This window comes from Streptomyces sp. Tu6071 (assembly GCF_000213055.1).
Lineage (GTDB): Bacteria > Actinomycetota > Actinomycetes > Streptomycetales > Streptomycetaceae > Streptomyces > Streptomyces evansiae.
Map to the genome: position 1 here is coordinate 4,760,871 of NZ_CM001165.1, position 25,666 is coordinate 4,786,536.

A 25,666-nucleotide genomic window follows, 5' to 3' on the forward strand; every position below is an offset into this window, starting at 1 on the left:
GGAGGGGCACGCTGTGACAGGTATCACCGCTGCGCCCGTACCTCGCGATTTAGAGACCACGGCGGGACGGCGATAGCCTGGCAGGCGGACATGCCGCGTACCCGGAACAACGACGTGTGCGCTTCTCTCAGTGACGAAGGCCAGCTGTCACGCCGCCCTGTCGCGGCACGCCCACGGATTGACAGACCGCACAGCGGCAAGATCACGGAGTAGGGACGGACGCGCGTGGACCTGTTCGAGTACCAGGCGAGGGACCTCTTCGCCAAGCACGGTGTACCGGTGCTGGCCGGTGAAGTCATCGACACGCCTGAGGCGGCGCGCGAGGCGACCGAGCGACTGGGCGGCAAGGCCGTCGTCAAGGCGCAGGTCAAGGTGGGTGGCCGTGGCAAGGCCGGTGGCGTGAAGCTCGCCTCCGACCCGGCCGACGCGGTCGAGAAGGCCGGCCAGATCCTCGGCATGGACATCAAGGGCCACACGGTCCACAAGGTGATGCTGGCCCAGACCGCGGACATCGTGGAGGAGTACTACGTCTCCTTCCTCCTGGACCGCACCAACCGCACCTTCCTCGCCATGGCCTCCGTCGAGGGCGGCATGGAGATCGAGGAGGTCGCCGCGACGAAGCCCGAGGCGCTCGCGAAGATCGCCGTCGACGCCAACGAGGGTGTGACCCCCGAGAAGGCGCGCGAGATCGTCGACGCCGCGAAGTTCCCCGAGGACGTCAAGGACGGCATCGCCGAGGCGCTCCAGAAGCTGTGGACCGTCTTCGTCAAGGAGGACGCCCTCCTCGTCGAGGTCAACCCGCTGATCAAGTCCGGTGACGGCAAGATCATCGCCCTCGACGGCAAGGTCTCGCTCGACGAGAACGCCGACTTCCGCCAGCCGGAGCACGAGGCCCTGGAGGACAAGGCCGCCGCGAACCCGCTGGAGGCCGCCGCCAAGGCGAAGAACCTCAACTACGTCAAGCTCGACGGCGAGGTCGGCATCATCGGCAACGGCGCGGGTCTCGTCATGAGCACCCTCGACGTCGTCGCGTACGCCGGTGAGAACCACGGCGGCGTCAAGCCCGCCAACTTCCTCGACATCGGCGGCGGCGCCTCGGCCGAGGTCATGGCGAACGGCCTGGAGATCATCCTCGGCGACCCCGACGTCAAGTCGGTCTTCGTCAACGTCTTCGGCGGCATCACCGCCTGCGACGAGGTCGCCAACGGCATCGTGCAGGCCCTCGAACTGCTCAAGTCGAAGGGCGAGAACGTCAGCAAGCCGCTGGTCGTCCGCCTCGACGGCAACAACGCGGAGCTGGGTCGCAAGATCCTGTCGGACGCCAACCACCCGCTCGTGCAGCGCGTGGACACCATGGACGGCGCGGCCGACAAGGCCGCCGAGCTCGCGGCTGCGAAGTAAGGGAACGGGTCACCACACCATGGCTATTTTCCTGACCAAGGAAAGCAAGGTCATCGTCCAGGGGATGACCGGCGCCACCGGCATGAAGCACACCCGCCTCATGCTCGGCGACGGCACCAACATCGTCGGCGGCGTGAACCCCCGCAAGGCCGGCACGAGCGTCGACTTCGACGGCACCGAGGTCCCCGTCTTCGGCTCCGTCGCCGAGGCGATCAAGGAGACCGGCGCCGACGTCAGCGTCATCTTCGTGCCGCCGGCCTTCGCGAAGGCCGCCGTGATCGAGGCGATCGACGCCGAGATCGGCCTCGCCGTCGTCATCACCGAGGGCATCGCCGTGCACGACTCGGCCGCCTTCTGGGCGTACGCGCAGAGCAAGGGCAACAAGACCCGCATCATCGGCCCGAACTGCCCCGGCCTCATCACGCCCGGCCAGTCGAACGCCGGCATCATCCCGGGCGACATCACGAAGCCGGGCCGCATCGGCCTGGTCTCGAAGTCCGGCACGCTGACGTACCAGATGATGTACGAGCTGCGCGACATCGGCTTCACCTCCGCCGTCGGTATCGGTGGCGACCCGGTCATCGGCACCACGCACATCGACGCCCTGGCGGCCTTCGAGGCCGACCCGGAGACCGACCTCATCGTCATGATCGGCGAGATCGGCGGCGACGCCGAGGAGCGTGCGGCCGACTACATCAAGGCCAACGTCACCAAGCCGGTCGTCGGCTACGTCGCGGGCTTCACCGCGCCCGAGGGCAAGACCATGGGCCACGCCGGCGCCATCGTCTCCGGGTCCTCCGGCACTGCCCAGGCGAAGAAGGAGGCCCTGGAGGCCGCCGGTGTCAAGGTCGGCAAGACCCCGACAGAGACCGCCAAGCTCGCCCGCGCCATCCTCAACGGCTGACACCCCCGCAGGGCCCCCGAGGCCCCCAGGGAGCGCCCGCACGTTCCGCCCGCGCCCCGTCCCCGCACCGCGACCGCCTCGCGTGCACGGGACGGGGCGCGGGCGTTTTCGCGGCGGGGGGGACGGTACGTGGTGCGGCGCGGCGGTACGGGAACGACCCGGCGCCGTCCGCGAGTCGCCGCTACGCCGCGCGCCGCGCGCTGCTCCGTACGCCGGGCGCCGCCCTCAGGCCGCGCGCTTCCCGTACGACCGGCGTCGCCTCTCACGTCATGACGTTTTCCCCCGCCCCCACTAGCACCACTGCCAGCCCGCGCCGTAGCCCGCGTCCCGCGCCGCCGGTCGCGGTCCTCGTCCGGCGAGTGGGGGCCAGCCGAGCAGCCATGTCGTGTGCGGCGGCAAGCGCACCGTGGTCAGGGCGGGTGATGGTCGCGCGTGCCGAGTGGCGGGGGAGGCCGCGCCCCGGCCCGCGTGCTACCCCGTACGACGGACAGGCCAGGGCCGCGCTCCCCCCCATGCCACCGGCGCCCACGGGCCGCGCGTCGCCCTTCACGCCACCACGTTCCACAGCCCCGCCCCCACCAGCACCACCGCCAGCCCGCGTCGTACGCCCCGTCCCGCCGCCCGGTGCGGTCCCCGTCCCGCGAGGTGGGCCCAGCCGAGGAGCCATGCCGTGTGGAGGAGTGCGTGCACCGTGGTCAGGGTCAGTACCTGTGGGAAAACCCGGCCGTGCGTGTGGAGGAAGCGGGGGAGGAGGACGAGGTAGAGCGAGAGCGCCTTCGGGTTCAGGACGTTGACGAGCAGCGCCTCGACGCCGATACGCCACCCGGCCCGCCCCTCGCCCGCGTCCCCCGCGCGGCCTGACGCCCGATCATTCCCCGTAGCGCTGTCCCCCGCCGTGCCGTCCGCAGCCGCGCCGCCCCCTGCCGCGCTGCCCCCCGCCGCGCTGTCCCCTGCCGCGCCATCCGCACCCGCGCAGCCCCCCGTAGCGCTGCCCCCCGCCGTGCCATCCGCAGCCGCGCCGCCCCCTGCCGCGCAGCCCCCCGCCGCGTCGTCCACAGCCGCGCCCACCCCGTCCGCGTCGTCCCCCGTTCTCTCCTCCCCCTCCCCTCCGCCCTCCGCCCGCCACAACCGCACCCCCAGGAGTACGAGGTACCCCGCCCCCGCGAGCCGCAGCGCCAGGAGCACGTGCGGGTGGTTGGCCAGGAGGGCGGCGAGGCCCGCTGTGACGAGGGCGGCGTGTGCGTAGAGGCCGCCCACCGTGCCGAGGACGACGGGTGCCGCGCGGGCCGGGTGGCGGGTCACGAGGGCCAGGCTCGCGCCGGGGGTGACGACGAAGGGCAGGACCGCGAGCGCGAAGCCGCCGAGCGCGGCGGGCGGCAGTGGTGCGTTCACGCCGCGACGCGGAAGTGGGTCGTCACGTGGCGCTCGCCCGGGGCGAGGACGTGGTAGGCGAGTCCGGGCGGCTGGGTGTCGTCCGCGTGACCTTCGCCCTCCCACGTCAGGCGCAGGGTGTACGTGACGGCCGGGGCCGAGCGGAGCGCGATGCCCGCGAAGCTCGTCGCGGCGGCGGTGTGCGCGTGGCCCGTGAGGAGGGCAAGGACGCGCGGGTGGCGGGCGAGGAGGTCCGCGAGGTCGTCGGGGCGCGTGAGGCGGAGGCCGTCCGGGAGCGGGTGGTGGAGGCGGGCCGGGGGGTGGTGGAAGGCGAGGACGGCGGGGACCTCGTCCGGCAGCGCGGTCAGGCTCGTGTCGATCCACGCCAGGGTCTCGGGGCTCAGCGCGCCCGCTCCCGCGCCGGGGATGCTGGAATCGCACATGAGGACGGCGAGCGCGGGGGCGCCGTCCCGTCGCAGGACGTGGAGCTCGTCGATCGGGCCGTCCCCCGGCGCCCCGTCCCGCAGGACCTTGCGGTAGGCGCGGCGCTCGTCGTGGTTGCCGGGGCAGGTCAGTACGGGGAAGGGCAGCCCGGCGAGGACCGCCGCCACCTCCTCGTACTCGCTCTCGGCGCCGTGGTCCGCGAGGTCGCCCGTGACGAGGAGCGCGTCCACGGCGTCCCCCGCCGCGCGGACCCGGTCCACGGCGGCGCGCGCCCGCGCCGCCGCCCGCTCCGTTCCGTCGAGGTGCAGGTCACTCAGGTGCGCGAGAAGCATGGGGTCCCCCTCCGGCCCGTGGACGGCGGCGCTGTGCGGCCTCTCGCTCCACGGGCTTCTAACGGTTAATCTTTCCTTTGGCGTTAGAGAACCTAGGGGGTCCCGGGATGAGTGGTCAAGAGCGCCCGCATGATGGGGAGATGACCGAGCAATCGGAGGAGCCCCGCTGGGCCGCGCTCTCCCTCGCGAGCACCATCCGCCACGACGGCGAGGGCGGGGTCGCCGACGACCTGGACGACCTCGACGGCTTCCGCGCCTGGCTCGACGCCGCCCGACCGCTCCTGCCGGGCGAGTGGAAGGCGACGGAAGCGCTGCGGAGCGAGGTGCGGGCGCTGCGGGGCGCGGTACGGGCCCTGTTCGCGCGGGGCGTCCGCCCCGGCCCCGTCAGCCCGGCCGACGCCGATCGCCTCCAGCCCGCCGACGAGGCGCTGGCCCTCCTCGACGCCACCGCCGCCCGGGTGCCCGTACGTCCGGTGCTCGACTGGCCGGAGGGCGCCGCGCCCGCCGTACGCCTGGAACCGGCCCCCGGCACGGACACGCTCCCCGCCGCCCTCGCCCGCGCCGCGCTCGACTTCCTCGCGGCCCCGGACTTCGCGCACCTCCGTGCCTGCACGGCACCCCGTTGCGTGCGGTACTTCGTGCGGCGGCACGGCAGGCAGGAGTTCTGCAAGCCCTCCTGCGGCAACAGGGCCCGCGCGGCCCGGCATTACCGCAGGCACCGGGGTGAGGGCGATGCCGCGGTGGGCGGGGGCTGAGGGGCGTCGTACCGCTCAGCCGCCCAAGGGGACGAGCCGCCCGGGGCCCGTGCCCGGACCCTCCGCGGGCGGGCGGTCCCGCGTGGTGGCCGGGTGCGGGGGCCCCGGCGCCGGGGTGAGGGTGCCGTCCACCTCGGTGGCCGGGGGCGGGGGCGGGGTGCTGTCCGTGGTGGCGACGGCGTAGAGCGTCGAGGCGGCGAGGAGGCCCGCGACGGTCAGCGCCGCGCCGGTACGGGCGCGGCCCGAGAGGCGGACGTCGGCGAGGGCCGTCTCCGGGGAGAGGGGTGCGGGACGCCCCGGGACCTCGCCCTCCGCGAGGAACGCGCGAAGGCGGACGGCCAACTGGTCTGGCAGGTCGGCGAGTTCGGGGAGGGCGGCGGTCAGGGACTCACGGGCGTGGAGCAGGCGGTGCGCCGCCGCCGGGGTGCTCGCCTCGACCTCGGCCGCCGTCTCGGGCAGGTCGAGCCCCACGCCCTCGTACAGCAGCACCACCCTGCGATGCGGGGGTGGCAGGCGCAGCAGTGCCCCCGCGAGCGCCGCCTGCCCCGCGTCGGCGGGCGCCGCCCTGCGTCCCCTGCCGCCGAAGCCGCGCCACGGCGAGAGCGCCGATTCGTGCACCACCGCCCGCACCCACCCCTCCGGGTCCGGATCGCGCGCCACCTCCGGCCACCGCTCCCACGCCTGCCGGAAACCGCTCAGCAGGGCGGCGAGCGCGACGCGCGGACGGCTCGTCAGGAGGTACGCCTGACGGAGGAGGCCGGGCGCGGCCCGCGCGTAGAGCGTGGCGAACGCGGTCTCCGGGGGGCCGGGGAGCGGGAGCGGCTCGGCGGCGGGCGGGGCGAGCGCGGTGAGCGGGGCGAGCGCGGCCTGCGCGGTGGTCGTGGCGTGCGCGGAGGCGGGGGTCGTGGGGGGCGCCGCCACGGGGCGGGGGATGTCGGCGGGAGGCGTTGCAGCGACGGGATGGGGGATCTCGGCGGGAGGTGCCGCCGTCACGGGAGGGGGGGCGTCGGCGGGAGGTGTCGCCGTCACGGGGCGGGGAACGTCGACGGCGCCTGCCCCCGCGCCCTCCCTCGTCAGCTCCGTCAGCAGCCCCGCGTACGCCTCCAGCCGCCTGCCGTGCGGGCGGGAGCGGCCCCGCTCCCAGGCGCGCAGCGTCTGCGCGCTCACGCCGAGCCGGGCCGCCGCCTGAGCGCGGGTCAGTCCCGCGCGCTCGCGCAGCAGGCGCCGGTCGGCGGCGGACGGCAGGGCGTGGGTCACGGGTTCCGACGCCGCGTCAGGACCGTCTTCGCGTCGGTGGGCGGGCGTGCCGGGGGTCATCGCTCACCCCCGTGGCGAGGGGTCGCTCGACGGCACGGCGCATCGCTCCGTACGTAAGATCGCATAATCGCATATTGGGCGACACCTCCGGTACGCGCTTCTTGCGCGGGTATCGACTGGGTCATTGGGAGCATGGCCCGGTGACCGAGATGACCGATCCGCCAGGGGCCGCCACGTCCACGCCCCAGGGCACCCCCGCCGCCCCGCCCGTCGCCGCCCGCCTCGGCAGACGACTGCCCGCCTTCATCGCCTCGCTCCTCGGCGGGGCCTTCGCCGCCGGGCTCGGACTCGGCGCGCTCGCGGTCCTGGTCGTGGTGCTGTGGGTCAGTTCGCCGTTCCCCGATAGCGGGCCCGGCGGTGCGCTGCGGCTCGCCGCCTCGCTGTGGTTCCTCGGGCACGGCACGACGCTCACCCGCTCCAGCCTCGTCACCGGCGACTCCGTCCCGCTCGGCGTCGTCCCCCTCCTGCTGCCTCTGCTGCCGCTGTGGCTCCTGCACCGCGCGGCGCGCGAGGCCGCCGAACCGGAGGAGCGCGGCGACCTCCTGCCGGTACGGGACAGGGGGTGGCTCGGCGGACGCGGGGCCGCTGTGGCGGGGGTGTGCGTCGGCTACCTCCTCGTCGCGGGCGCCGCGCTCCTCTACGCGCGCGGCGGCGACCCGGCGCCCGAGCCGCCGAGCGCGCTGCTCCACGTACCGCCGCTCGTCGGCCTCGCCGTCGCGTCGGGCGTGTGGGCGGCGCACGGGCGGCCCGACCCGCTGCCCGCGCTCTCGGTACGGCTCGGGGCCCGCCGGGAGGTCCTGACGACGGTTCTGCGGGCCGCGAGCGCCGCCGTGCTCGGCCTCGTCGCGGGCGGCGCGCTGCTCCTCGTGACGACCCTGAGCGGCGACTCCGACGCCGTGCGCGGCGCCTTCGACCGCGTCACCGACGACTGGTCGGGGCTCGCCGCCGTACTCCTCCTGGCCGTTGCCCTCGTCCCCAACGCGGTCCTGTGGGCGGCCTCCTACGCGCTCGGGCCCGGTCTCCTCGTGGGTACGGGGCACGACGTGGCGCTCTCCGGAGCGGCGCCGCTCGGCGGGCTGCCGCCCTTCCCGCTCCTCGCCGCCCTCCCGGCGAACGGCGACCCGGCGCCCTCGACGTGGGCGGTGCTCGCGCTGCCGCCGGTGGCCGCGTTCCTCGGGGGCCTCCTGGTGGGCCGCGCCGCCGCGCCCGTCCGGCCCGAGGAGGCGGACGAGTCGGCGGTGTGGTCACGGGGCACGACGGCCCTGACGGCGGCCTGCGCGGCCCTCCTCGCGGGCCTCGCCGTGGGAGCGCTCGCGACGGCCTCGGCGGGCCCTCTCGGCTCGGGCCCCCTGCGGGACTTCGGCCCGGTGGGCTGGCTCACGGGGGCGGCCGCGTTCGTCTGGACGGCCTTCCTGGGCGTCCCGACGGCGCTGGGACTGCGGGCGTGGCGACTACGGGGAACGGCACCGGAGCCGGAACCGATTCCCCTGCCGGGTCCCGGACTGCTGGGCCCGTCCTCACCCGCGCGGACACCGTCCGGCGAGGCGGTCCCGCCCGGTCGCTGGTGGCTGCCACGGCGCGACCGCGAGGTGGGGGCGGTGGCTGTGGAGGAGGGGACGGAGGCTCCGGGCCGGGAGCCGGTCGAGGGGACGGAGGCGGCCGAGGCCGTCGAGGTGGCTGAGTCGGCGGCGGCCGAGACGGGCGGGGACGTCGGGGTGGACGCGAGGGAGGCCGGGGTGGACCTCGCGAAGGACGTGGCCGAGGGCGGGGACCGCTCGAAGGAAGGGATCACCGAGGAGATCGAGGCCCTTCTGGCGGAGGTGGACCCGAAGGCGGCCCCGGAGCCCGGACCGGGGGCGGCTCGTGGCGAGGGTGACGAAGGGGAGCGGGGTGCGGGGGAGGGGGTGCGGTGAGGGGGCGTCGGAACCCCGGGCGGCGGGGGTGCGGTCGGGCGGTGGCTCGGCGGGTTGCTCCGAGTGGCGCGCCGGGAGCGTCTTCGAAAAGGACTGAGGGGTGGTCCGGGGTGGGGGTTATTCGGCGAGGAGGGGGCGGAGTTCCTTCGGGAGGTGGTTTTCGCAGGCGTCGCGGGAGGCGTGGGTGGCCGCGTCGTCCACGCACGTGAAGTAGTCGCTGTAGATGCCGTGGAAGAGGAAGACGGCGGCCACCGCCGCGATGCTCAGGGCCGAGGTCACGATGCCCGTGACCGCCGAGGGGACCTGTGGGCGCGTACGGGTGACGGGGCGGACGTAGGGCGTGGGGGGCGCCTGGGCCGGGTGCTTCGCCGCCTCCTCGCGTGCCCTCGTGGCCGCCTCCTCCGGGTCGTTGCCCTTCGCGACCGCGCGCAGCGCCGCCTCCGACTCCTGCGGGGTGCGGGCCCGGCCGCGCAGCGCCGAGATGCCCCAGTAGAGGCCGAGGGCGCCGAGGAGCAGCGCGAGATAGGTCCAGCCGAGGAAGAGGCCCAGGACGAGGCCCCAGGTCCCGGCCATCAGCGCGTAACGGGCGTGCCGCTGCACCGGGTCGGTGGGGTCCCAGCGGGGGATACGGGGGAACGGACCGCCCGGACCGCCGTTGCCGTTCCCGTTGCCCGGACCCTGGCCGGGCCCCTGCTGCGGGCCACCCTGACCGGGCCCCTGCCACGGCCCCTGCGGCCCCTGTCCCTGGCCCTGTCCCTGCCCCTGCGGTCCCTGCCCCTGCGACCCCTGGTCCTGTCCCTGCGGCGGGGTGCCGGGGCGGTTGCCCCAGCCGCCGCCGCGCCACGGCTCGGGCTGCTGGCCGCTCCAGCGTGTGCCGCCGCCCTCGGGAGCGCGCGGGCGCCAAGGCTGGTCCGGGCGGTCGGCGGGCGGAGCGGCGAAGGGGTTGTCCGGCTCGCCCTGGGCCTCGGGCCCGCCCGGGGTGCCGGGCTCCTCGCGCTCACCGGAGCCGGGCGTCGAGCCCGTACCCCCGGAGCCCGGGTCGGCCCCCGCCCCGGAGGACCCCGTCCCTGAGGACCCCGTACCGGAAGAGCCGGCCCCGGAGGGCCCCGCACCGCCGGACGTCGTACCGGAGGAAGAGCCCGTACCACCGGCCCCCGCCCCGGAGGCCCCGGTACCGCCGGAGGCCCCCGTCCCACCGGACCCCGCGCCGGAGGAATCGCCCCCCTCCCGCAGCGCGAACACCGGGCGCCTCGCAGCCTCGCGGTCCTCGGCGGCGGGGCGGAAGGCTGTGGGGAGAACGCCGAGCGGGGCTCCGGCGGCGGCGCCCGCGGGGGCGGCGGTGCGGAGGCTGGGGCGGGCGGATCGGTCCGGCATCAGGAGGCGTCTTCCCCTTGCTGTGCGGCCGTCACGGGCGGGTGCGGGCGGCCTGGACTGACGAAAGGCGGCGGTGGGCGGGCGGCGGGCGCCCGCGCGGACACCCTTGACGCTACCTGCCGCTCGCCACCCCTTCGGGGCTGGCCCTGCCCCCGGGAGCCCTCGGGGCCGTCCGAGTGCCCGAACGGGGGCCGGTATCGTTGCTGACGGTCGGCGGCTTCGTAGAGTTCCCCGTATCGCGTGACGCGCCACCTTCGTGCGAAGCCACAAAGGGGCGGACGCGTACGGCCCGCCGGGGGGTGAGTCGCGTCACACCGTGGTGACGTCCCGGTCCCCGCCGCCTGCCGCCCGCCCCGCGAAACACCGCGGTCCCGCGCCCCGGCGCCGTACCGTCCCCTTCCAGAAAGGGCCCCCTCGTGGCCTCCGCACCACCTCCCGACCACGCACCCGGCGTCAAGCGCCTCGTCGTCCTCGTCTCCGGCACCGGCAGCAACCTCCAGGCCCTCCTCGACACCATCGAGGAGCAGGGCCCGGAGCGCTACGGGGCACGCGTCGTCGCCGTCGGTGCCGACCGCGAGGGCATCACGGGCCTGGAACGGGCCCGTGCCGCCGGAATCCCCACCTTCGTGTGCCGGGTCAAGGACCACCCGGACCGCGCCGCCTGGGACCTCGCGCTCGCCGGGGCCACCGCCGCGCACGCCCCGGACCTCGTGGTCTCGGCCGGTTTCATGAAGATCGTCGGCAAGGAGTTCCTGGACCGTTTCGGCGGGCGCTTCGTCAACACCCACCCCGCACTGCTGCCCAGCTTCCCCGGCGCCCACGGCGTCAGGGACGCCCTCGCCTACGGGGCGAAGGTCACGGGCTGCACCGTCCACTTCGTCGACGACGGCGTCGACACCGGACCGATCATCGCCCAGGGCGTGGTCGAGATCCGCGAGGACGATTCGCCGGAGGGCGAGGCCGCCCTCCACGCACGTATCAAGGACGTCGAGCGCGCACTGCTCGTCGAGGTCGTGGGGCGCCTGGCCCGCCACGGCTACCGCATCGAGGGACGAAAGGTACTGGTTCCGTGACGACCGAGTCCACGACCACCCCCACCGACACCGACGAGGCGGGCCGCAGGCCGCTGCGCCGCGCGCTCGTCAGCGTCTACGACAAGACCGGGCTCGAAGACCTCGCGCGCGGACTCCACGAGGCGGGCGTCCAGCTCGTCTCCACCGGCTCCACGGCGGGGAGGATCGCCGCCGCCGGGGTCCCCGTCACCAAGGTCGAGGAGCTGACCGGCTTCCCCGAGTGCCTCGACGGCCGCGTCAAGACCCTCCACCCCAAGGTCCACGCGGGCATCCTCGCCGACCTGCGCCTGGAGACCCACCGCTCCCAGCTCGCCGAACTGGGCGTCGAGCCCTTCGACCTCGTCGTCGTCAACCTCTACCCCTTCCGCGAGACGGTCGCCTCGGGCGCCACCGCGGACGAGTGCGTCGAGCAGATCGACATCGGCGGGCCCTCGATGGTCCGCGCCGCCGCCAAGAACCATCCCTCCGTCGCCGTCGTCACGAGCCCCGAGCGGTACGGGGACGTCCTCGCCGCCGCGCGCGAGGGCGGCTTCGACCTGCGCACCCGCAAGCGGCTGGCCGCCGAGGCGTTCCAGCACACCGCCGCCTACGACGTCGCCGTCGCCTCGTGGTTCGCCGACGACTACGCGGCGGCCGACGACAGCGGCTTCCCCGACTTCACCGGCGCCACCTACACCCGCTCCCACGTGCTGCGCTACGGCGAGAACCCGCACCAGGGCGCCGCGCTCTACGTGGACGGCACGGGCGGGCTCGCGCAGGCCGAGCAGCTGCACGGCAAGGAGATGTCGTACAACAACTACACGGACACGGACGCCGCGCGCCGTGCCGCGTACGACCACGCCGAGCCCTGCGTCGCGATCATCAAGCACGCGAACCCCTGCGGCATCGCGATCGCCGGGGACGTCGCCGAGGCGCACCGCAAGGCGCACGCGTGCGACCCGCTCTCGGCCTTCGGCGGCGTCATCGCCGTCAACCGGCCCGTCTCGAAGGAGATGGCCGCGCAGGTCGCCGAGATCTTCACCGAGGTCATCGTCGCCCCGGCGTACGAGGACGGCGCGGTCGAACTCCTCGCCAAGAAGAAGAACCTCCGCATCCTCGTCGCCCCCGGCGCCCCGGCGTCCCGCACCGAGACGAAGCAGATCGACGGCGGCGCGCTCGTCCAGGTCACCGACCGGCTCCAGGCCGAGGGCGACGACCCGGCTAACTGGACGCTCGCGACGGGCGAGGCGCTCGACGCGGCGGGGCTGCGCGAGCTGGAGTTCGCGTGGAAGGCGAGCCGGGCCGTCAAGTCCAACGCGATCCTGCTCGCCAAGGACGGCGCCTCGGTCGGCGTCGGCATGGGCCAGGTCAACCGCGTCGACTCGGCGAAGCTCGCCGTCGAACGCGCGGGCGCGGAGCGCGCGGCGGGCTCGTACGCGGCCTCCGACGCCTTCTTCCCCTTCCCCGACGGTCTGGAGGTCCTGACGGCCGCCGGAGTCCGCGCGGTCGTGCAGCCAGGCGGTTCGGTACGGGACGAACTCGTCGTCGAGGCGGCGAAGAAGGCCGGCGTGACGATGTACTTCACGGGGACGCGGCACTTCTTCCACTGAGTCCGGCCCGGCGAGTGCCCCCGTCCGCGCGCGCGAGCGTGGCGAACGGGGGCATTCGCCTTGCCGGGGGCTCAGTGGGGGCGGCCGTCGAACCACTCACCGGCTTCGCCGGCCGCGAGGAGGACGAAGGCGGCGGGCGCGGGGGTGCCGCGTTCGCGTGGCGCGTGGACGCCGGTACCGCCGGGGGCTCCGTGGCGGGCTCGTGAGGACTCGAAGCGCGTCTCCTCGCTGCCGTCGGGGACGTCATGCTTCGCGCGAGTGGCCCTCCTTGTCCCCCTACGGGCGACATCTACGTCAAAGGCGGAATCGCCCCGTTACCCGTCGGGGGGATTCCGCCTCTGGTGCGGGTACCGCGGTCCGTTCAGCCGCGTGGCCTGTTGAACCAGGCGGCGCCGTCGGACTTGCCGACGAAGACGGCCACCAGGACACCCATGACCAGGTGCGGGATGCCGACGATCACGAACGGGAAGAGGCCCAGCACCGCTGTCACGATGCCGAAGACGAGCGTGGTGACGCGGACTCCGTTGCCACCGCTCCGCACCTGGAGGGCCAGGACGGCGGCGCCGATCGCCCAGGCGAGGGAGAAGACGGCGATGCCCCAGGCGATGCCGGCGTTCTGCGAGTCGCTGAGCGAGGACTCGAATTCGCTGAAGTCGTCGCCGTTCGAGGCGACGGCGCCGAGGCTGTATATGACGGTGCCTATGAGGCACAGCCCGACGATGACCCAGAGGAGCACGCGCGCGGTCTTCACACCGCCCGGCATCTCCGCCGGGTAGCCCGGCTCGCCGTAACCGTAGCCGTATCCGTAGGGCGCGTTGGGGTCGACGGGCGGGGCCTGCGGGTAGCCGTAGCCGGGCTGCTGCGGGTAACCGGGCGGGTTGCCCTGCTGCTTGCCGGGCTGCTGGCCGCCGGGCGGGCCGTAGGGGTTGTTCGGGTCGCCGTAACTCATCGGGTTCCTCCGTGGGGACCGTTCGGGGACGGTGCGCACCGTGGACGGAGGAACGAGCGCGTCGTGGTCCCCCGGCACAGCCCGCGCGTAGGGTGACCATCCTTCGTGCGGGGGACATGCGGTGTCCAGGTGTTGACGAAGGGTGTTGCTCAAGTGAGACGCGCCCCGGCCCCCCGCGGCCCCTCACTCCCTCGGTCTGCGGAACCACTCCGCGCACTCGTTGAGCGCGAGGAAGACGATGATGATGACCGCCGAGGCGAGCGCGAACATCCACAGGATGTAGGCGACGAGGCTCAGCGGGATCGCCACGGAGGCCCAGACGATCGCCGCGACGCGGGTGCGGGGACCGCCCTTGGGGAAACCGGCCGCCAGGAGGATGCCCCAGGCCGCGAAGAGGATCAGCCCGATCCCGGCGAGCACCGAGACCCACGTGACGGTCGAGATCGCGTTCCGCCCGTCCTGCGGCGAGATCGTGTCGTCGTGATGCACGATCGCGCGGACGATCGTGGGGCCGAGCACGAGCACCAGGAGACCGATCGCGGCGTAGATCCCGGCGTGCACGAAGAGCAGCACACGGGCCGCCTTGGTCCGCCCCGGCACCGCACCGGGCGGGCGCCCGGGTTCCCAGCCGTAGGGGGCGTATCCGTAGGGCGGGGGCGGGGGAGCGGCGTACGGGGGAGCCTGGCCGTACGGCGGAGTGTGACCGTACGCGGGAGGCGGCGGGGCGTACGGGGGCGGGGCGTACGGCGGCGGGGCGTGGGGCGGTGCCGGGGGCGGCGGGCCCCACGGGGCACCCTCGGCGGGCCCCTGCCCGGGTACGTGTCCGGACGACCCCTGCCCGGGTACGCGCGCCGCTCCCTGCCCGGGTCCCCCCTCGGGCTCCGGCCCCGCCCCCGGGCGGGGCTCCTTCCGCGTCCCCGGGCCCTGTGCCCGTCTCGCTTCCCCGTCCTCTCCGTGCGGGGGTGCCGGGGTCGTGTCGTCGCTCGTGGTCACGGCGGTCTCCGTCCTGTGCGCGCTGCCCGCCCGCCCGGCGCGGTCGCGCGGCTCGACGGGGGGCGGGGGAGGCGAAGGCGGCATCGCGCGGCGCCCGTCCGTCCCTCCCCCGTACGGCGGACGGCGCCGTGGCGCCCCATGCTGGCCACGGAAGCCCCCGCTGTCCAGCCGGTTCGGGCCCCGCCCCCGGACCCGAGCGCGTCCGGCACGAGGGCCCCCGGGCGGCACACCGGGAGCACGCGCCCGGGGCACCTCCCGGCCGAAGGCTGGAGGAGCCGCACGGCCGCCCTTCCGGCGACGACGGGAATTGTCAGACAGGCCCTAGCGGCACCCGGATTCGTTCCGCGCCCCCCGCATCGGCGAAGATGTGCGGTATGAGCGCGCAGATTCTCGACGGCAAGGCCACCGCGGCACAGATCAAGTCCGAGCTGAAGGAGCGGGTCGCGGTTCTGCGCGAGCGCGGCATCGTGCCCGGTCTCGGCACGCTCCTCGTCGGCGAGGACCCGGGGAGCCAGAAGTACGTGGCGGGCAAGCACCGCGACTGCGCGCAGGTCGGCATCGCGTCGATCCAGCGCGAACTGCCCGCGAGCGCCACGCAGGAGGAGATCGAGGACGTCGTCCGCGAACTCAACGCCGACCCCGCGTGCACCGGCTACATCGTGCAACTCCCGCTCCCCAAGGGCATCGACGAGAACCGCGTCCTCGAACTCATGGACCCGGACAAGGACGCGGACGGCCTCCACCCGATGAACCTCGGCCGCCTCGTCCTCAACGAGCCGGCCCCGCTGCCCTGCACCCCGTACGGCATCGTGCGCCTCCTGCGGCAGCACGGCGTGGAGCTGAACGGCGCCGAGGTCGTCGTCGTGGGCCGCGGCGTCACGATCGGCCGCCCGATGCCGCTGCTCCTGACGCGCCGCTCGGAGAACGCGACCGTCACCCAGTGCCACACCGGCACCCGCGACCTCTCGGCCCACCTGCGCCGCGCCGACATCGTCGTGGCCGCCGCCGGGGTCCCGCACCTCATCAAGCCCGAGGACGTCAAGCCGGGCGCCGCCGTGCTCGACGTCGGCGTCTCGCGCGACGAGAACGGCAAGATCGTCGGCGATGTGCACCCCGGCGTCGCCGAGGTCGCCGGCTGGCTCTCGCCCAACCCGGGCGGCGTCGGCCCGATGACCCGCGCCCAGCTCCTCGTCAACGTCGTCGAGGCGGCCGAACGCGCCGTCGTCTGAGCGGAGTTCTCCCGCGCGCCGCGCCCGGCCCACCACGGGGCGCGTCGCGCGGGGGGCCCGCTCCGTACCGGGTACGAGACGGAGCGGGCCCCGGCATACCGCCCGGCCGTCCCGTACCGCCCCTGACCGCCCCTGAGCGCCGCCCCGCCTCATCCTGATCGCCGCCCGCCGACGAAAGGCACCACCCGTGGCCGGAGAGCCGAACGAGAGCCGCACCCCCGCGTCCGCCACGGACCACCCGGACCGCACGGATCGCGCGGAGTCCGCGCGGCCCGACGCCGAGCGGCGGCCGAGGCGCGAGGCGCACGGGGCGACCGCCGTGACCGCGCCCGAGGCGCCGGAGGCGGCGGGCGAGGCGCCGGGCGACGAGGAGACCCCCGTGGTGACCGAGGTGGTCAGCGCGCCGGGGCCCGACGGGCAGCCGATGCGGGCGACGCGCGAGGTCAGCGGGATCACGCGGGACACCGCGCGCCCCGAGGGCGGCGGGCGGGCCGCCCCGGCCGACGCCCCCGCGCCCGCGCGGCAGTGGCCGATCATCAGCGTCCTCGCGACCACGGGCGTCGGGCTCCTCGTCACCGGGCTCGGCGCCTTCCGCGTCGGCACGCTGCTCGTGGGACTCGCGCTGCTGCTCGGCGCGGTGCTGCGCTGGACCGTGGGCGCGGTGGGGATGCTCGCGGTGCGCTCGCGCTTCACGGACACGCTCACGTACGGGGTCCTCGGCCTCGTCGTCTTCTTCCTCGCGCTCATGGTCCAGCCCGACCCCTGGCTCGTGATCCCCTTCCTGGACGAGATCCTCCACTTCACCGTCGACTGACGAGCCCTCGCGCGCCCCCGCCGTGGGGCGCCCGCCCCGCCGTGCACCGCGTGGCCCCTGTGATCACTTGTGCGCGGATGAAGCCCGGATATTGCGTTCCCTCGCGTCTTCTGTGCATTTGGGTCTCTTCCTTCTTCGCGTCCTGTTCCTGCCTGATGGAGTGGACGTGTCGATGCCCGGCGTGCGACGGTGCGTCCTCCGGTTCCGAATGCTCCCGTGCGCCCCCCTTCGGTGGAACTGTCCCCCTGGGCGGGGGCGTTCTGATGGGTAGGCCAGGACGGGGCCCGCGAGGGCCGGTCCGGGCGGGGCCGGCCTGCGGGCAGAGCAGGGCACAGGGGGAAAGAGGGGGAGACGATGCCGCGTTGGAAGGCGCTGCCCGAAGGGCTCGATCCGCAGATCCGCGAGTTCACCGGCCAGTTGCGCCGGCTCGTGGACCGCGCCGGGCTCAGCGTCGCGGCGCTCGCGGACCGTACGGGCTACAGCAAGACGTCCTGGGAGCGATATCTCGGCGGCAGGCTGCTCGCACCGAAGGGCGCGGTCCTCGCGCTCGCCGAGGTGACGGGCGCCCATCCGCATCATCTGACGACGATGTGGGAGCTGGCCGAACGGGCCTGGAGCCGCGCCGAGTCGCGCCACGACCTGACGATGGAGGCGGTGCGCGTCTCGCAGGCGCGCGCGGCGCTCGACGAGCGGCCCGCCCCGGCGCGCGCCGCGACGGCCACGTACGCGGAGCCGGTCCGCGAGGAGCCCGTGCGGGAAACGCCGGTACGAGGCGGGACCGTGCCGCCCGGCGCCCGGCCGCCGGGGCGGTCACCGGGAAGTCCGCCTTCGCGCGGGCGGCGGCGCGCGACGCTGCTCCTCGCCGGGGTGACGGGCGCGCTCCTGGTGCTCGGCGCTGTCGTCTTCGTACCGCGCCTGCTCGACGACAACGACACGAACCGGCGGGCGACGCCCAGGAGTTCGGCCTCGGTACGGGCCGCCGAGCTGCCCGAGGGGGTGCGCTGCGCGGGGGCGGACTGCGCGGGCAAGGACCCGGAGGCGATGGGGTGCGGCGGCGAGCTGGCCCGCACGACGGACCGCGCCGCCGTCGGCACCCGGCTCGTCGAGGTGCGGTACAGCGAGGTGTGCGGCGCCGCCTGGGCGCGGATCACGCGGGCGGGCCCGGGGGACACGCTGACCGCACGGGCGGGCGGGCGCACCCAGCGGGTCACGGTCGAGGACACGGGGGACGCCTACACGCGGATGCTCCCCGTCCCCGGGCCGGGCAGGACCCGGGCCTGCGCCGAGGTCGGCGCGGGGGCGAAGGGGTGCGCGGGGGCCAAGGACGCCGCCACGGCGAGGAGTTCGGGGGAGAACGCGGCGGGGACGGACACGGCGGCCGATACGGGGACGGACGCGGCGGCCGGGGCGTCGGCGGGCGCGGGCTGACACCCGTACCCCGGAAATTCTCCCCGCCGACCGCGCATACCCCGCGTCACCCGGGGAACACGCGCTCATACCCCCCACGGGAGAGTCCCTCCCTGCGAAGGCCGCCGCAGCACCTTACCGCTCGGCGGCCTTCGCCGTGAGCGGGCCCGCGCCCCTGTGGGCCCCGCCACACCCGCCCTGCGGTCGCGCCCCCCACCGGCGCGATAGCCTGAGCGGCGGATCTCTCTTGACGCCAAGAGATCGATCATCCGGCGTCGGGGCCCAGATCCACCCCTTGGGGCAGGGAACCCCACCGCCAGTCGTCTGATGGAGATCGTCATGACCCGCACTCCCGTGAATGTCACCGTCACCGGCGCGGCCGGCCAGATCGGCTACGCGCTGCTCTTCCGCATCGCCTCCGGCCAGCTCCTGGGCCCGGACGTCCCGGTGAACCTGCGACTTCTGGAGATCACCCCGGCGCTCAAGGCCGCCGAGGGCACCGCGATGGAGCTCGACGACAGCGCGTTCCCGCTGCTCAAGGGCATCGAGATCAGCGACGACCCGAACGTCGCCTTCGACGGCGCCAACGTCGCCCTCCTCGTCGGCGCCCGCCCCCGCACCAAGGGCATGGAGCGCGGTGACCTCCTGGAGGCCAACGGCGGCATCTTCAAGCCCCAGGGCAAGGCGATCAACGACCACGCCGCCGACGACATCAAGGTCCTCGTCGTGGGCAACCCGGCGAACACCAACGCCCTCATCGCCCAGGCCGCCGCCCCGGACGTACCGGCCGAGCGCTTCACCGCGATGACCCGCCTCGACCACAACCGCGCGCTCACGCAGCTCGCGAAGAAGGCCGGTGTCACGGTCGACGCCATCAAGCGCCTGACCATCTGGGGCAACCACTCCGCGACGCAGTACCCCGACATCTTCCACGCGGAGATCAACGGCAAGAACGCCGCCGAGGTCGTGGCCGACGAGAAGTGGCTCGCCGAGGACTTCATCCCGACCGTCGCCAAGCGCGGCGCGGCGATCATCGAGGCGCGCGGCGCCTCCTCCGCCGCCTCGGCCGCCAACGCCGCCATCGACCACGTGCACACGTGGGTCAACGGCACCGCCGAGGGCGACTGGGCCTCCATGGGCATCCCCTCGGACGGCTCCTACGGCGTCCCCGAGGGTCTCATCTCCTCCTTCCCGGTCACGGTGAAGGACGGCGTGTACTCCATCGTCCAGGGCCTGGAGATCAACGACTTCTCCCGCAGCCGCATCGACGCCTCGGTCAAGGAGCTGGGCGAGGAGCGCGACGCGGTCCGCTCGCTCGGCCTCATCTGAGACCTTCCGGTCCCGCACGGGACGCACGGGCGCCGCGCGCGGCCGTTCCCGTGAACGGGCCCGAACCCCCCTGTCCCGCAGGGGGGTTCGGGCCCGTTTTTTTCCCGCGCCGAGCAGGGGACGTGTGCCGTACAGTGTTGCCTCCGTCGCGCACGGTGTCCCGGCGCACCCCTGTGCCCGCGTGCGCCGCGTCCGTCCCGGAAGGCCCGAGGTGACCGAGCAGCCACCCCCGCGAGAGGGCCAGCGGCCCGAGCCGATCCCCCCGCAGGCGAAGGACTCGCCGCGCGGAAGCGACTCCCCGCCGCCCCCGGACGCCCCGCCGCCCGCGCCCGCGTCCCCTCCGTCCTCCGGCGTCCGCGGTCCCGTCCAGCCCGCCGTCAGCGAGGCGACCCGCCTCCTGTGCGTCGGCGTGCACCACGACCGGGCCTTCCGCGAGGCGGTGATCGACGAGCTGTACGTGCACGAGGAGCGGTTCCCCGCGCCCTCGACCGGCATCGACGCGGGCCGGGTCCTCTCGCACGCCGTCCGTGCCCGCAACCAGGACGTGGCCTGGGCGGCCGGAATCCTCGGCCTGTGGCTCCTCGGGCTCGTCGTCACCGGCGGACTCCTCATCGTCGCCCTCTTCGGCAGCGTGGGTCTCGTCGTCGCCCGGTGGATCAGGGGGACGGGCCCGCTCGACTCCGGCGTCGCCCTCGCCCGCCGGGTCGTGGCCTTCTGGGTGCGCTGGATGTCGCGCCTCTACCTCGTCTATCTCCTCGTCATCGTCCTGCTGTTCACCGCCTTCCTCGGCGGGACGGCGTTCTCCGGCGGCACCCTCTTCTCCGGGACCCTCACCGTCGCGCGCCTCTCCGCCGTCCTCACCCTCTTCGTGCTCGGCGGCATCGTCGCCTGCGTCGCGCTGCGGCGCGGGCAGTTCGACCGCGTGGTGAGCGAGGAGCTCTCACCGGCCCGCTTCCCCCACGTCTCCGGCGATCCCGCCGAGACCGGCGCGGGCGAGCGCCTCGTACGCCTGCGGGCCAGGCTCCGCGCCGAACAGCACCAGCCGCTCGTGATGTACGAGGAGGACTGGCCCTTCCGCGGCTTCGGCACCCCGTTCCGCACCTGGTCGCTCGCCATCGAGCTGCGCCCGCGGGGCGAGGCCGCGCCCGTGCCGCTCGACAACGGCGAGATCCTGCGCCGCATCGTCCCGCTCGTCGAGGCGCTGCGCGTCCCCTCGCCGCGCCGGGACCCGGCGGTCGCCGGGAGCGTCATCGACCGGCTGCGCGAACTGCGCCTGGACGAGTGCGTGTTCCTGCCCGCCGACGGCATCGAGTTCCGCGACGCGGCACCGTACACGCCGGAGGCGTACGAGGCGCACCGGGCGGCGGCGCTCGAAGAGGGCGGCGAGGCGCGCCGGCACTTCCTGCGCATCCGCGTCGGCGGCTGGGACGAGGAACTCGTCGTGACCGTCTTCGTCCGCGTGCACACGCAGGGCGGGATGCTCATGGCCGAGTTCGCGCCCCACGTCCTCCAGCCCGTGCGGCGCGCCTACCGGCTCGCGGAGCGGGACGCGCGCCGCCACCGGGCGCTGAACGGGGTGGGGCACGTGGCCTGGGCGGTCGTGCACACCCCGGCCTCCTTCGGGCACGCCGTGCGCACGCTCGGCGGCTGGCTCCGCGCCGAACTCCTTCGTCTTCTCGGCGGTTACGGGGGTGCCCCCGCCGAGGGCCCCTCGGTCGCGGTGCGGGAACTCGGCACCGACGAGGACCTCTCGCTCTTCCAGGAGATGGACCTCGCCCGCTACCTCAAGACGATCCAGGACCGCGTGGCGGGCGGGGTGCGCACGGCCCTGCGCGAAGCGGGCTGGGCCACCGACGAGTTCGACCAGAAGATCGTCCACGTCGCGAACGGCGGCGTCTACATCGACTCCGCCAAGGACAGCGCGATCGGCATCGGTAACGACAACACGATCAGCCACACCACGAGCGGCCAGGGGGGCAGGAAGAAATGACAGAGGCAGCGGACCGGGGCCGGGGCGAGCCCGCCGTCCACATCGGTTCCGTCGAGGGCAGCGCCTTCGCGATCGGTGACGGGAACAAGGTCTCGTACGTACGGGGCGGGACCGCGCCCGCCGACCAGGCGCAGGCCGCGCTCCTCGCTGCCGTCACGGCCCTGCGCGCCGACCTCGCGCGCTTCACCGCGACCCCGGACAACGCGGCTCTCGACACCGAACTCGCCGCCGTCGAGGGCGAGATCACCACGGAGGGCGCCGCCTCGCGCGGCCGGCTCGCGCGGCTGCGCGACGCCGTCGACGTCGCCGGGCCGCTCGTCGCCGCGCTCGCCTCGGGCACCGCCGTCGCCGAGTCGCTCGTCGCGCTCCTGGGGGGCTGAGCCATGCCGCGCTGGAACGCGTCCGCGCAGCGCTGGGAGCACGGCGAGTCCCCGCTCGGGCCCACGCCGGTCCAGGCGGTGGCCCCGTACGTGGTCGCGCCGAGCCGGGGGGCCGGGCCGACGCCGTACGACACCGTGCTCCCGTCCGTCACCTGGGACCCCGCGCCGCCGCCGTCACCGGCGGGGGGCACGCCCCGGTGGCGCGACCGGCGCGCGCTCACGCTGGCGGCGGCCGTCGTGGTCGCGGCCGGGGCGGTGGCGCTCACCTGGTCCCTGCTCGGCACGGGGGACGACGCGGCGGAGGCGCGCAAGCCCGCCGGGGTCGCCGTCTCGCCCTCGGACGTCACGGACGATCCCGTCCCGGGCGAGGAGGGCGACCCGTACCGTTCGTACCCGTACGAAGAGGCACCCTCGGAGGGGTCCGCGGACCCCTCCGACGACGCCTCCGGGGACCCGTCCGCGCTCCCCGAGGGTTTCGTCGCCGCCGAGGACCCCGCCGGGTACGCGCTCGCCGTCCCCGAGGACTGGGAGCGCAGCGAGAAGAGCGGCAGCGTCTACTACACCTCGCCCGACGAGCTGAGCCTGCTCCAGGTCTTCGAGATCACCGGCGAGGACGTCACCCCCGAGGACGCCCTCGCCGCCTCCTCGGACGACCTGCGCGCCCGCACGGAGCGGTACGAGCAGATCACGCTCGGCCCGACGCGGCCGGGCCGCGAGAACCCGGCGGGCGACGAGGCCGAACTCGTCTACTCGTACTACAACAAGAAGACGGACGGCACCCGCCTCGGCATCGAGCGCGCCTTCACCGCGAGCGATGGGAAGCGCTACGCGGTCCTCGCGGCGGCCCCCGACGAGACCGAGAAGACGCAGCGCGAGGTCCTGGAGACGGCCTTGGCCCACTTCGAGCCGCCGAGCGCCTGACGCCGTCCGCACACCCTGGGGAGAAGCATGACCAGCAGGTTCACCGAATTGACCGTCGACTGCCACGACCCGGAGAGGCTCGCGGAGTTCTGGTGCGCGGTCCTGGACTTCGAGGTGATCGACCGGCGCGAGGGGATGGTCGAGATCGGCTCCTGGGTGCCGACCGCCGAGGCGATCCGGGCCCGCCAGATGCCGCCCACGCTGGTGTTCCTCCGCGTGCCCGAGGGCAAGGCGGTCAAGAACCGGCTCCACCTGGACGTCAGCCCGGTCGACCGCGCCACCGAGGACGAGGTGGTCCGCCTGATCGCCCTCGGCGCCACCCGGGCGGACGTGGGCCAGGGCCCGGACCGGAGCTGGGTCGTCATGGCCGACCCCGAGGGCAACGAGTTCGACGTCGTCCGCACCCTGGCCCCGCAGGGCTAGGGGCTGTCTGACAATTCCCGTCGTCGCCCGGAGGGCGGCCGTGCGGTGGGAGGGCGTGTATGGCGTCGCGCGGCAGACGGGAATTGTCAGACAGGCCCTGGGCCCCCGGCACCCAGCCGCGCGCCGCCGCGACGTACGCGTAGACCGCCTCCCGCGAGCGGGCGCGGGGGCCCTCCAGCTCCTCGCGGGTACGGCTCAGGTCCATGCGGTCCGACTCCTTCAGCGCCCGCCGTCCCGTCGCGGCCAACTCGGCGGAATCAGTGAGGAGTTCGGCGCGGAACATCGCTTCCAGGGCGACCGCGCGCAAGCGGGCCGCCTCGCGGCGGAGCTGCTCCGCGCCGGGCTCCTCACGACGCCGTGCGTACCAGTGGTCGAGCTGCCCCCTGCGGTAGTCCGCGAGCGCGCCCGCGAAGGAGCTGAACGCCGCGACCCGCTCCTGGCGCAGCCGCTCCTCGCGCGCCACCGATTCGGCGCGCAGGGCGTTCCGGCGCTGGAAGACGTGGGTCAGGGCGGCCCCCAGCGCCGTGCCGAAGACCGCCACCAGACTCGCCGCGAGAGCGTCCACCCGCCTCAGCGAACCACCCGCGTCCGTCCCCGGGGCAGCTCCGGGGCCCAAGCGGTCCCGCGCGTGGGCCCCTTCCGCGTTCCGCGCGCGGGCCCGGCCCTCCCCCGTGCCGCCGGGCCCGCGCGGACCGCTCCCGGGGGCACGCGTCCGGCCCCCGGTGGTGGCTCCCGGGGCGCGCGCCCCGCCCCCGTCGTCAGCCCGCGTGGTCGCCCGGCGTGTAGTGGCCCGGCACGTTGCGGCACGTCACGCTCAGCCGGTTCCACGCGTTGATGACCGTGATCGCGCCGACGAGCTGGGCGAGTTCGCGCTCGTCGAAGACCGCCGCCGCCTTCTCCCAGACCTCGTCGGGGACGAAGCCGTCGGTGAGGACCGTGACCGCCTCGGTCAGTTCGATCGCGGCGATCTCGCGCGCCGTGTAGTAGTGCTTCGACTCCTCCCACGCGCTCAGCTGGATGATCCGCTCGATCGACTCGCCCGCGGCGAGCGCGTCCTTCGTGTGCATGTCGAGGCAGTACGCGCAGTGGTTGAGCTGCGAGGCGCGGATGCGGACCAGCTCGGCGAGCGAGGGCTCGACGCCGTCGTGCGAGGCGGTCTCCAGGCGGATCATCGCGCGGTAGAACTCGGGCACGAGCTTCGCGAAGTTCAGGCGGGGGGTGTGCTCGGGGAGGCGGGTGGTGGCGGGGGTGTTCTCGTTCGTCGTCATGCGTCCACCGTAGGAGCACGGCGGCCCAGGAGTATGGTCCATTCCCGTGGCGAACGAGTGGGCCAATCAGGGCCTCGATCTGCATCTGGACACCGGCCCCGGCGCTCCGCGCGGCACCGTGCGGGCCCGGCTCATGGACGCGCTGCGCGAGGCGGTGGGGAGCGGGCGGCTCGCGCCCGGCACCCGGCTGCCCTCCTCGCGTCAGCTCGCCGCCGACCTCGGGCTCGCGCGCAACACCGTCGCCGACGCCTACGCCGAGCTGACCGCCGAGGGCTGGCTCACCGCCCGGCAGGGCTCCGGGACCCGCGTCGCCGCCCGTACCGCGCCCGTCCCCCGGAAGGCGCGCCGCCCGGAGCGCGCCGCCGGGCTCCCCCTGCACGACCTGCGCTCGGGCAGCCCCGACCTCACGGCCTTCCCGCGCGCCGCGTGGCTCAAGGCCGCCCGCCAGGCCGTCGAGCAGGCCCCGGCGAGCGCGTTCGGCTGGCCGGGCACGGGCCGCGAGGAGCTGCGCACGGCGCTCGCCGAGTACCTCGCGCGGGTCCGGGGCGTGCGCGCGGACCCCGGGCGGATTCTTGTCACGGCCGGGTTCACCGAGGGCCTGCGGCAGCTTCTCCCGCGCCTGCGCGAGCGCGGGGTGCGGACCGTCGCCGTCGAGTCGTACGGGCTGTGGGTGCACTGGGGGATTCTGCGCGCGGCCGGGATGCGGGTCGTCGTGCTCCCGTTCGACGCCGACGGCACCGTCCCCCTCCCGCCGCCCGGCACCCACGCGGTGCTCCTCACGCCGAGCCACCAGTTCCCCACCGGGGGCGCGCTGCTGCCGGAGCGCAGGGCCGCGCTCGTGGACTGGGCGCGGGCGCACGACGGGCTGATCCTTGAGGACGACTACGACGGCGAGTTCCGCTACGACCGGCAGCCCGTGGGGGCCCTGCAGGGGCTCGACCCCGAGCGGGTCGTGCACCTCGGCACGACGAGCAAGTCCCTCGCGACCGGGCTGCGGCTCGGGTGGGCGGTGCTGCCCGCCGCGCTCGCGACCGGCTCCCTCGCACCGCACGCGGAGTGGGGCGGCACGACGTGGGGGCCGGGGGTCGTGGACCAGCTCACCTTCGCGGCGTTCCTGCGCTCGGGCGCCTACGACCGGCACGTACGCGCCATGAGGCTGCGCTACCGGCGCCGCAGGGACGCCCTCGTCGCCGCCGTCACCGCGCGCGCCCCGGAGGTCGGCGTGAGCGGGATCGCGGCCGGGCTGCACGCCGTCCTGCGCCTGCCGCCCGGCACCGAGCCCGTCGTCCTGCGCGCCGCCACCTGGGAGCGCCTCGCCCTCACCGGCCTCGGCCAGTTCCGCCACCCGGACGCCGAACTCCCCCCGGAGGACGCCCTGGTCGTCGGCTACGCGACCCCGCCGGAACACTCCTGGCCCTCGGCGCTGGAGGCGCTGTGCCGGGTCCTGCCCTGAGGAGCGGAATCTCCCGCGTGACGACGCTGGCGCCAAC

23 protein-coding genes are annotated in these 25,666 nt (G+C 74.9%); 15 read left to right on the forward strand and 8 right to left on the reverse strand.

The window, feature by feature from the left end:
• Positions 1-225 precede the first annotated feature (225 nt).
• Positions 226-1,401, forward strand: coding sequence for an ADP-forming succinate--CoA ligase subunit beta (sucC, locus tag STTU_RS19995; protein ID WP_007826173.1), 1,176 nt, complete (start codon positions 226-228; stop codon positions 1,399-1,401).
• 19 nt (positions 1,402-1,420) lie between these two features.
• Positions 1,421-2,305: a succinate--CoA ligase subunit alpha gene (gene sucD, locus STTU_RS20000; RefSeq protein WP_007826174.1), complete on the forward strand. Its 885-nt coding sequence runs from the start codon at positions 1,421-1,423 to the stop codon at positions 2,303-2,305.
• Between the two features lie 546 nt (positions 2,306-2,851).
• Here sucD and STTU_RS20005 read toward each other — a convergent pair.
• Complete coding sequence (locus tag STTU_RS20005) at positions 2,852-3,697, reverse strand: LysE family translocator (RefSeq protein WP_043255783.1); 846 nt, start codon at positions 3,695-3,697, stop codon at positions 2,852-2,854.
• On the reverse strand, positions 3,694-4,452 hold the full coding sequence (locus STTU_RS20010) for a metallophosphoesterase (protein WP_007826181.1): 759 nt from the start codon (positions 4,450-4,452) through the stop codon (positions 3,694-3,696). Before STTU_RS20010 ends, STTU_RS20005 begins: the two co-directional genes overlap by 4 nt.
• Before the next feature lie 140 nt (positions 4,453-4,592).
• Here STTU_RS20010 and STTU_RS20015 point away from each other — a divergent pair, with 140 nt between their 5' ends.
• Positions 4,593-5,207 (forward strand): ABATE domain-containing protein, encoded by a 615-nt coding sequence (locus tag STTU_RS20015; RefSeq protein WP_043255784.1) that lies wholly within the window; start codon positions 4,593-4,595, stop codon positions 5,205-5,207.
• A 15-nt stretch (positions 5,208-5,222) separates the two neighbouring features.
• On the opposite strand, the gene STTU_RS20020 is transcribed toward STTU_RS20015, so the two are convergent.
• A complete protein-coding gene (locus tag STTU_RS20020; protein ID WP_234019274.1) occupies positions 5,223-6,464 on the reverse strand; it encodes a helix-turn-helix domain-containing protein in 1,242 nt (413 codons plus the stop codon).
• Positions 6,465-6,673: 209 nt separating this feature from the next.
• Here STTU_RS20020 and STTU_RS20025 point away from each other — a divergent pair, with 209 nt between their 5' ends.
• On the forward strand, positions 6,674-8,437 hold the full coding sequence (locus tag STTU_RS20025; protein WP_234019408.1) for a DUF6350 family protein: 1,764 nt from the start codon (positions 6,674-6,676) through the stop codon (positions 8,435-8,437).
• Positions 8,438-8,554: 117 nt separating this feature from the next.
• Here STTU_RS20025 and STTU_RS20030 read toward each other — a convergent pair whose 3' ends face one another.
• Entirely contained in the window at positions 8,555-9,811 is a 1,257-nt protein-coding gene (locus tag STTU_RS20030) for a hypothetical protein (protein ID WP_007826185.1), read from the reverse strand.
• 416 nt (positions 9,812-10,227) lie between these two features.
• Here STTU_RS20030 and purN point away from each other — a divergent pair, with 416 nt between their 5' ends.
• Entirely contained in the window at positions 10,228-10,884 is a 657-nt protein-coding gene (gene purN / locus STTU_RS20035; RefSeq protein WP_009066100.1) for a phosphoribosylglycinamide formyltransferase, read from the forward strand.
• The gene (gene purH, locus STTU_RS20040) at positions 10,881-12,473 is read left to right on the forward strand and encodes a bifunctional phosphoribosylaminoimidazolecarboxamide formyltransferase/IMP cyclohydrolase (RefSeq protein WP_052862391.1); all 1,593 of its coding nucleotides are present in this window, start codon (positions 10,881-10,883) and stop codon (positions 12,471-12,473) included. The genes purN and purH overlap by 4 nt, the downstream gene beginning before the upstream one ends.
• A 361-nt stretch (positions 12,474-12,834) precedes the next feature.
• On the opposite strand, the gene STTU_RS20045 is transcribed toward purH, so the two are convergent.
• Both STTU_RS20045 and STTU_RS20050 read right to left on the reverse strand, forming a co-directional pair.
• Positions 12,835-13,422: a hypothetical protein gene (locus tag STTU_RS20045; protein WP_043255787.1), complete on the reverse strand. Its 588-nt coding sequence runs from the start codon at positions 13,420-13,422 to the stop codon at positions 12,835-12,837.
• Between the two features lie 183 nt (positions 13,423-13,605).
• The gene (locus tag STTU_RS20050) at positions 13,606-13,995 is read right to left on the reverse strand and encodes a hypothetical protein (protein WP_007826197.1); all 390 of its coding nucleotides are present in this window, start codon (positions 13,993-13,995) and stop codon (positions 13,606-13,608) included.
• 794 nt (positions 13,996-14,789) lie between these two features.
• Between STTU_RS20050 and STTU_RS20055 the strand changes: the two genes are divergently transcribed.
• The 8 genes from STTU_RS20055 to STTU_RS20090 all read left to right on the forward strand — a co-directional run bounded on the left by STTU_RS20055 (position 14,790) and on the right by STTU_RS20090 (position 22,908).
• Positions 14,790-15,644 carry a bifunctional methylenetetrahydrofolate dehydrogenase/methenyltetrahydrofolate cyclohydrolase gene (locus STTU_RS20055; protein WP_007826200.1) on the forward strand — a complete coding sequence of 285 codons (855 nt, stop codon included), beginning with the start codon at positions 14,790-14,792 and terminating at the stop codon, positions 15,642-15,644.
• A gap of 187 nt (positions 15,645-15,831) precedes the next feature.
• The gene (locus STTU_RS20060) at positions 15,832-16,458 is read left to right on the forward strand and encodes a DUF3017 domain-containing protein (RefSeq protein ID WP_007826201.1); all 627 of its coding nucleotides are present in this window, start codon (positions 15,832-15,834) and stop codon (positions 16,456-16,458) included.
• A 354-nt stretch (positions 16,459-16,812) separates the two neighbouring features.
• A complete protein-coding gene (locus tag STTU_RS20065; RefSeq protein WP_007826202.1) occupies positions 16,813-17,886 on the forward strand; it encodes a helix-turn-helix domain-containing protein in 1,074 nt (357 codons plus the stop codon).
• Positions 17,887-18,204: 318 nt separating this feature from the next.
• Positions 18,205-19,194 (forward strand): malate dehydrogenase, encoded by a 990-nt coding sequence (locus STTU_RS20070; RefSeq protein WP_043257564.1) that lies wholly within the window; start codon positions 18,205-18,207, stop codon positions 19,192-19,194.
• 211 nt (positions 19,195-19,405) lie between these two features.
• Entirely contained in the window at positions 19,406-21,184 is a 1,779-nt protein-coding gene (locus tag STTU_RS20075) for a hypothetical protein (protein ID WP_043255789.1), read from the forward strand.
• Complete coding sequence (locus STTU_RS20080; RefSeq protein WP_043255791.1) at positions 21,181-21,564, forward strand: hypothetical protein; 384 nt, start codon at positions 21,181-21,183, stop codon at positions 21,562-21,564. The genes STTU_RS20075 and STTU_RS20080 overlap by 4 nt, the downstream gene beginning before the upstream one ends.
• Positions 21,565-21,567: 3 nt before the next feature.
• Complete coding sequence (locus tag STTU_RS20085; protein WP_007826205.1) at positions 21,568-22,485, forward strand: hypothetical protein; 918 nt, start codon at positions 21,568-21,570, stop codon at positions 22,483-22,485.
• A 27-nt stretch (positions 22,486-22,512) separates the two neighbouring features.
• A complete protein-coding gene (locus STTU_RS20090; protein WP_007826206.1) occupies positions 22,513-22,908 on the forward strand; it encodes a VOC family protein in 396 nt (131 codons plus the stop codon).
• Here the strand turns inward: STTU_RS20090 and STTU_RS20095 are convergent.
• Both STTU_RS20095 and STTU_RS20100 read right to left on the reverse strand, forming a co-directional pair.
• Complete coding sequence (locus STTU_RS20095; RefSeq protein ID WP_234019275.1) at positions 22,847-23,473, reverse strand: hypothetical protein; 627 nt, start codon at positions 23,471-23,473, stop codon at positions 22,847-22,849. The genes STTU_RS20090 and STTU_RS20095 overlap by 62 nt on opposite strands.
• A 193-nt stretch (positions 23,474-23,666) precedes the next feature.
• Positions 23,667-24,176, reverse strand: a complete 510-nt coding sequence (locus STTU_RS20100; protein ID WP_007826214.1) for a carboxymuconolactone decarboxylase family protein — start codon at positions 24,174-24,176, stop codon at positions 23,667-23,669.
• A gap of 46 nt (positions 24,177-24,222) precedes the next feature.
• Between STTU_RS20100 and STTU_RS20105 the strand changes: the two genes are divergently transcribed.
• On the forward strand, positions 24,223-25,629 hold the full coding sequence (locus tag STTU_RS20105; RefSeq protein ID WP_007826216.1) for a PLP-dependent aminotransferase family protein: 1,407 nt from the start codon (positions 24,223-24,225) through the stop codon (positions 25,627-25,629).
• Positions 25,630-25,666: the final 37 nt, after the last annotated feature.

Bases quoted from the DNA above. Each gene is read 5' to 3' on its own strand.
- sucD (WP_007826174.1), top strand. From the start codon at position 1,421: ATGGCTATTTTCCTGACCAAGGAAAGCAAGGTCATCGTCCAGGGGATG.
- STTU_RS20010 (WP_007826181.1), bottom strand. From the start codon at position 4,452: ATGCTTCTCGCGCACCTGAGTGACCTGCACCTCGACGGAACGGAGCGG.
- STTU_RS20015 (WP_043255784.1), top strand. From the start codon at position 4,593: ATGACCGAGCAATCGGAGGAGCCCCGCTGGGCCGCGCTCTCCCTCGCG.
- STTU_RS20025 (WP_234019408.1), top strand. From the start codon at position 6,674: ATGACCGATCCGCCAGGGGCCGCCACGTCCACGCCCCAGGGCACCCCC.
- STTU_RS20030 (WP_007826185.1), bottom strand. From the start codon at position 9,811: ATGCCGGACCGATCCGCCCGCCCCAGCCTCCGCACCGCCGCCCCCGCG.
- STTU_RS20045 (WP_043255787.1), bottom strand. From the start codon at position 13,422: ATGAGTTACGGCGACCCGAACAACCCCTACGGCCCGCCCGGCGGCCAG.
- STTU_RS20055 (WP_007826200.1), top strand. From the start codon at position 14,790: ATGAGCGCGCAGATTCTCGACGGCAAGGCCACCGCGGCACAGATCAAG.
- STTU_RS20065 (WP_007826202.1), top strand. From the start codon at position 16,813: ATGCCGCGTTGGAAGGCGCTGCCCGAAGGGCTCGATCCGCAGATCCGC.
- STTU_RS20070 (WP_043257564.1), top strand. From the start codon at position 18,205: ATGACCCGCACTCCCGTGAATGTCACCGTCACCGGCGCGGCCGGCCAG.
- STTU_RS20080 (WP_043255791.1), top strand. From the start codon at position 21,181: ATGACAGAGGCAGCGGACCGGGGCCGGGGCGAGCCCGCCGTCCACATC.
- STTU_RS20085 (WP_007826205.1), top strand. From the start codon at position 21,568: ATGCCGCGCTGGAACGCGTCCGCGCAGCGCTGGGAGCACGGCGAGTCC.
- STTU_RS20090 (WP_007826206.1), top strand. From the start codon at position 22,513: ATGACCAGCAGGTTCACCGAATTGACCGTCGACTGCCACGACCCGGAG.
- STTU_RS20100 (WP_007826214.1), bottom strand. From the start codon at position 24,176: ATGACGACGAACGAGAACACCCCCGCCACCACCCGCCTCCCCGAGCAC.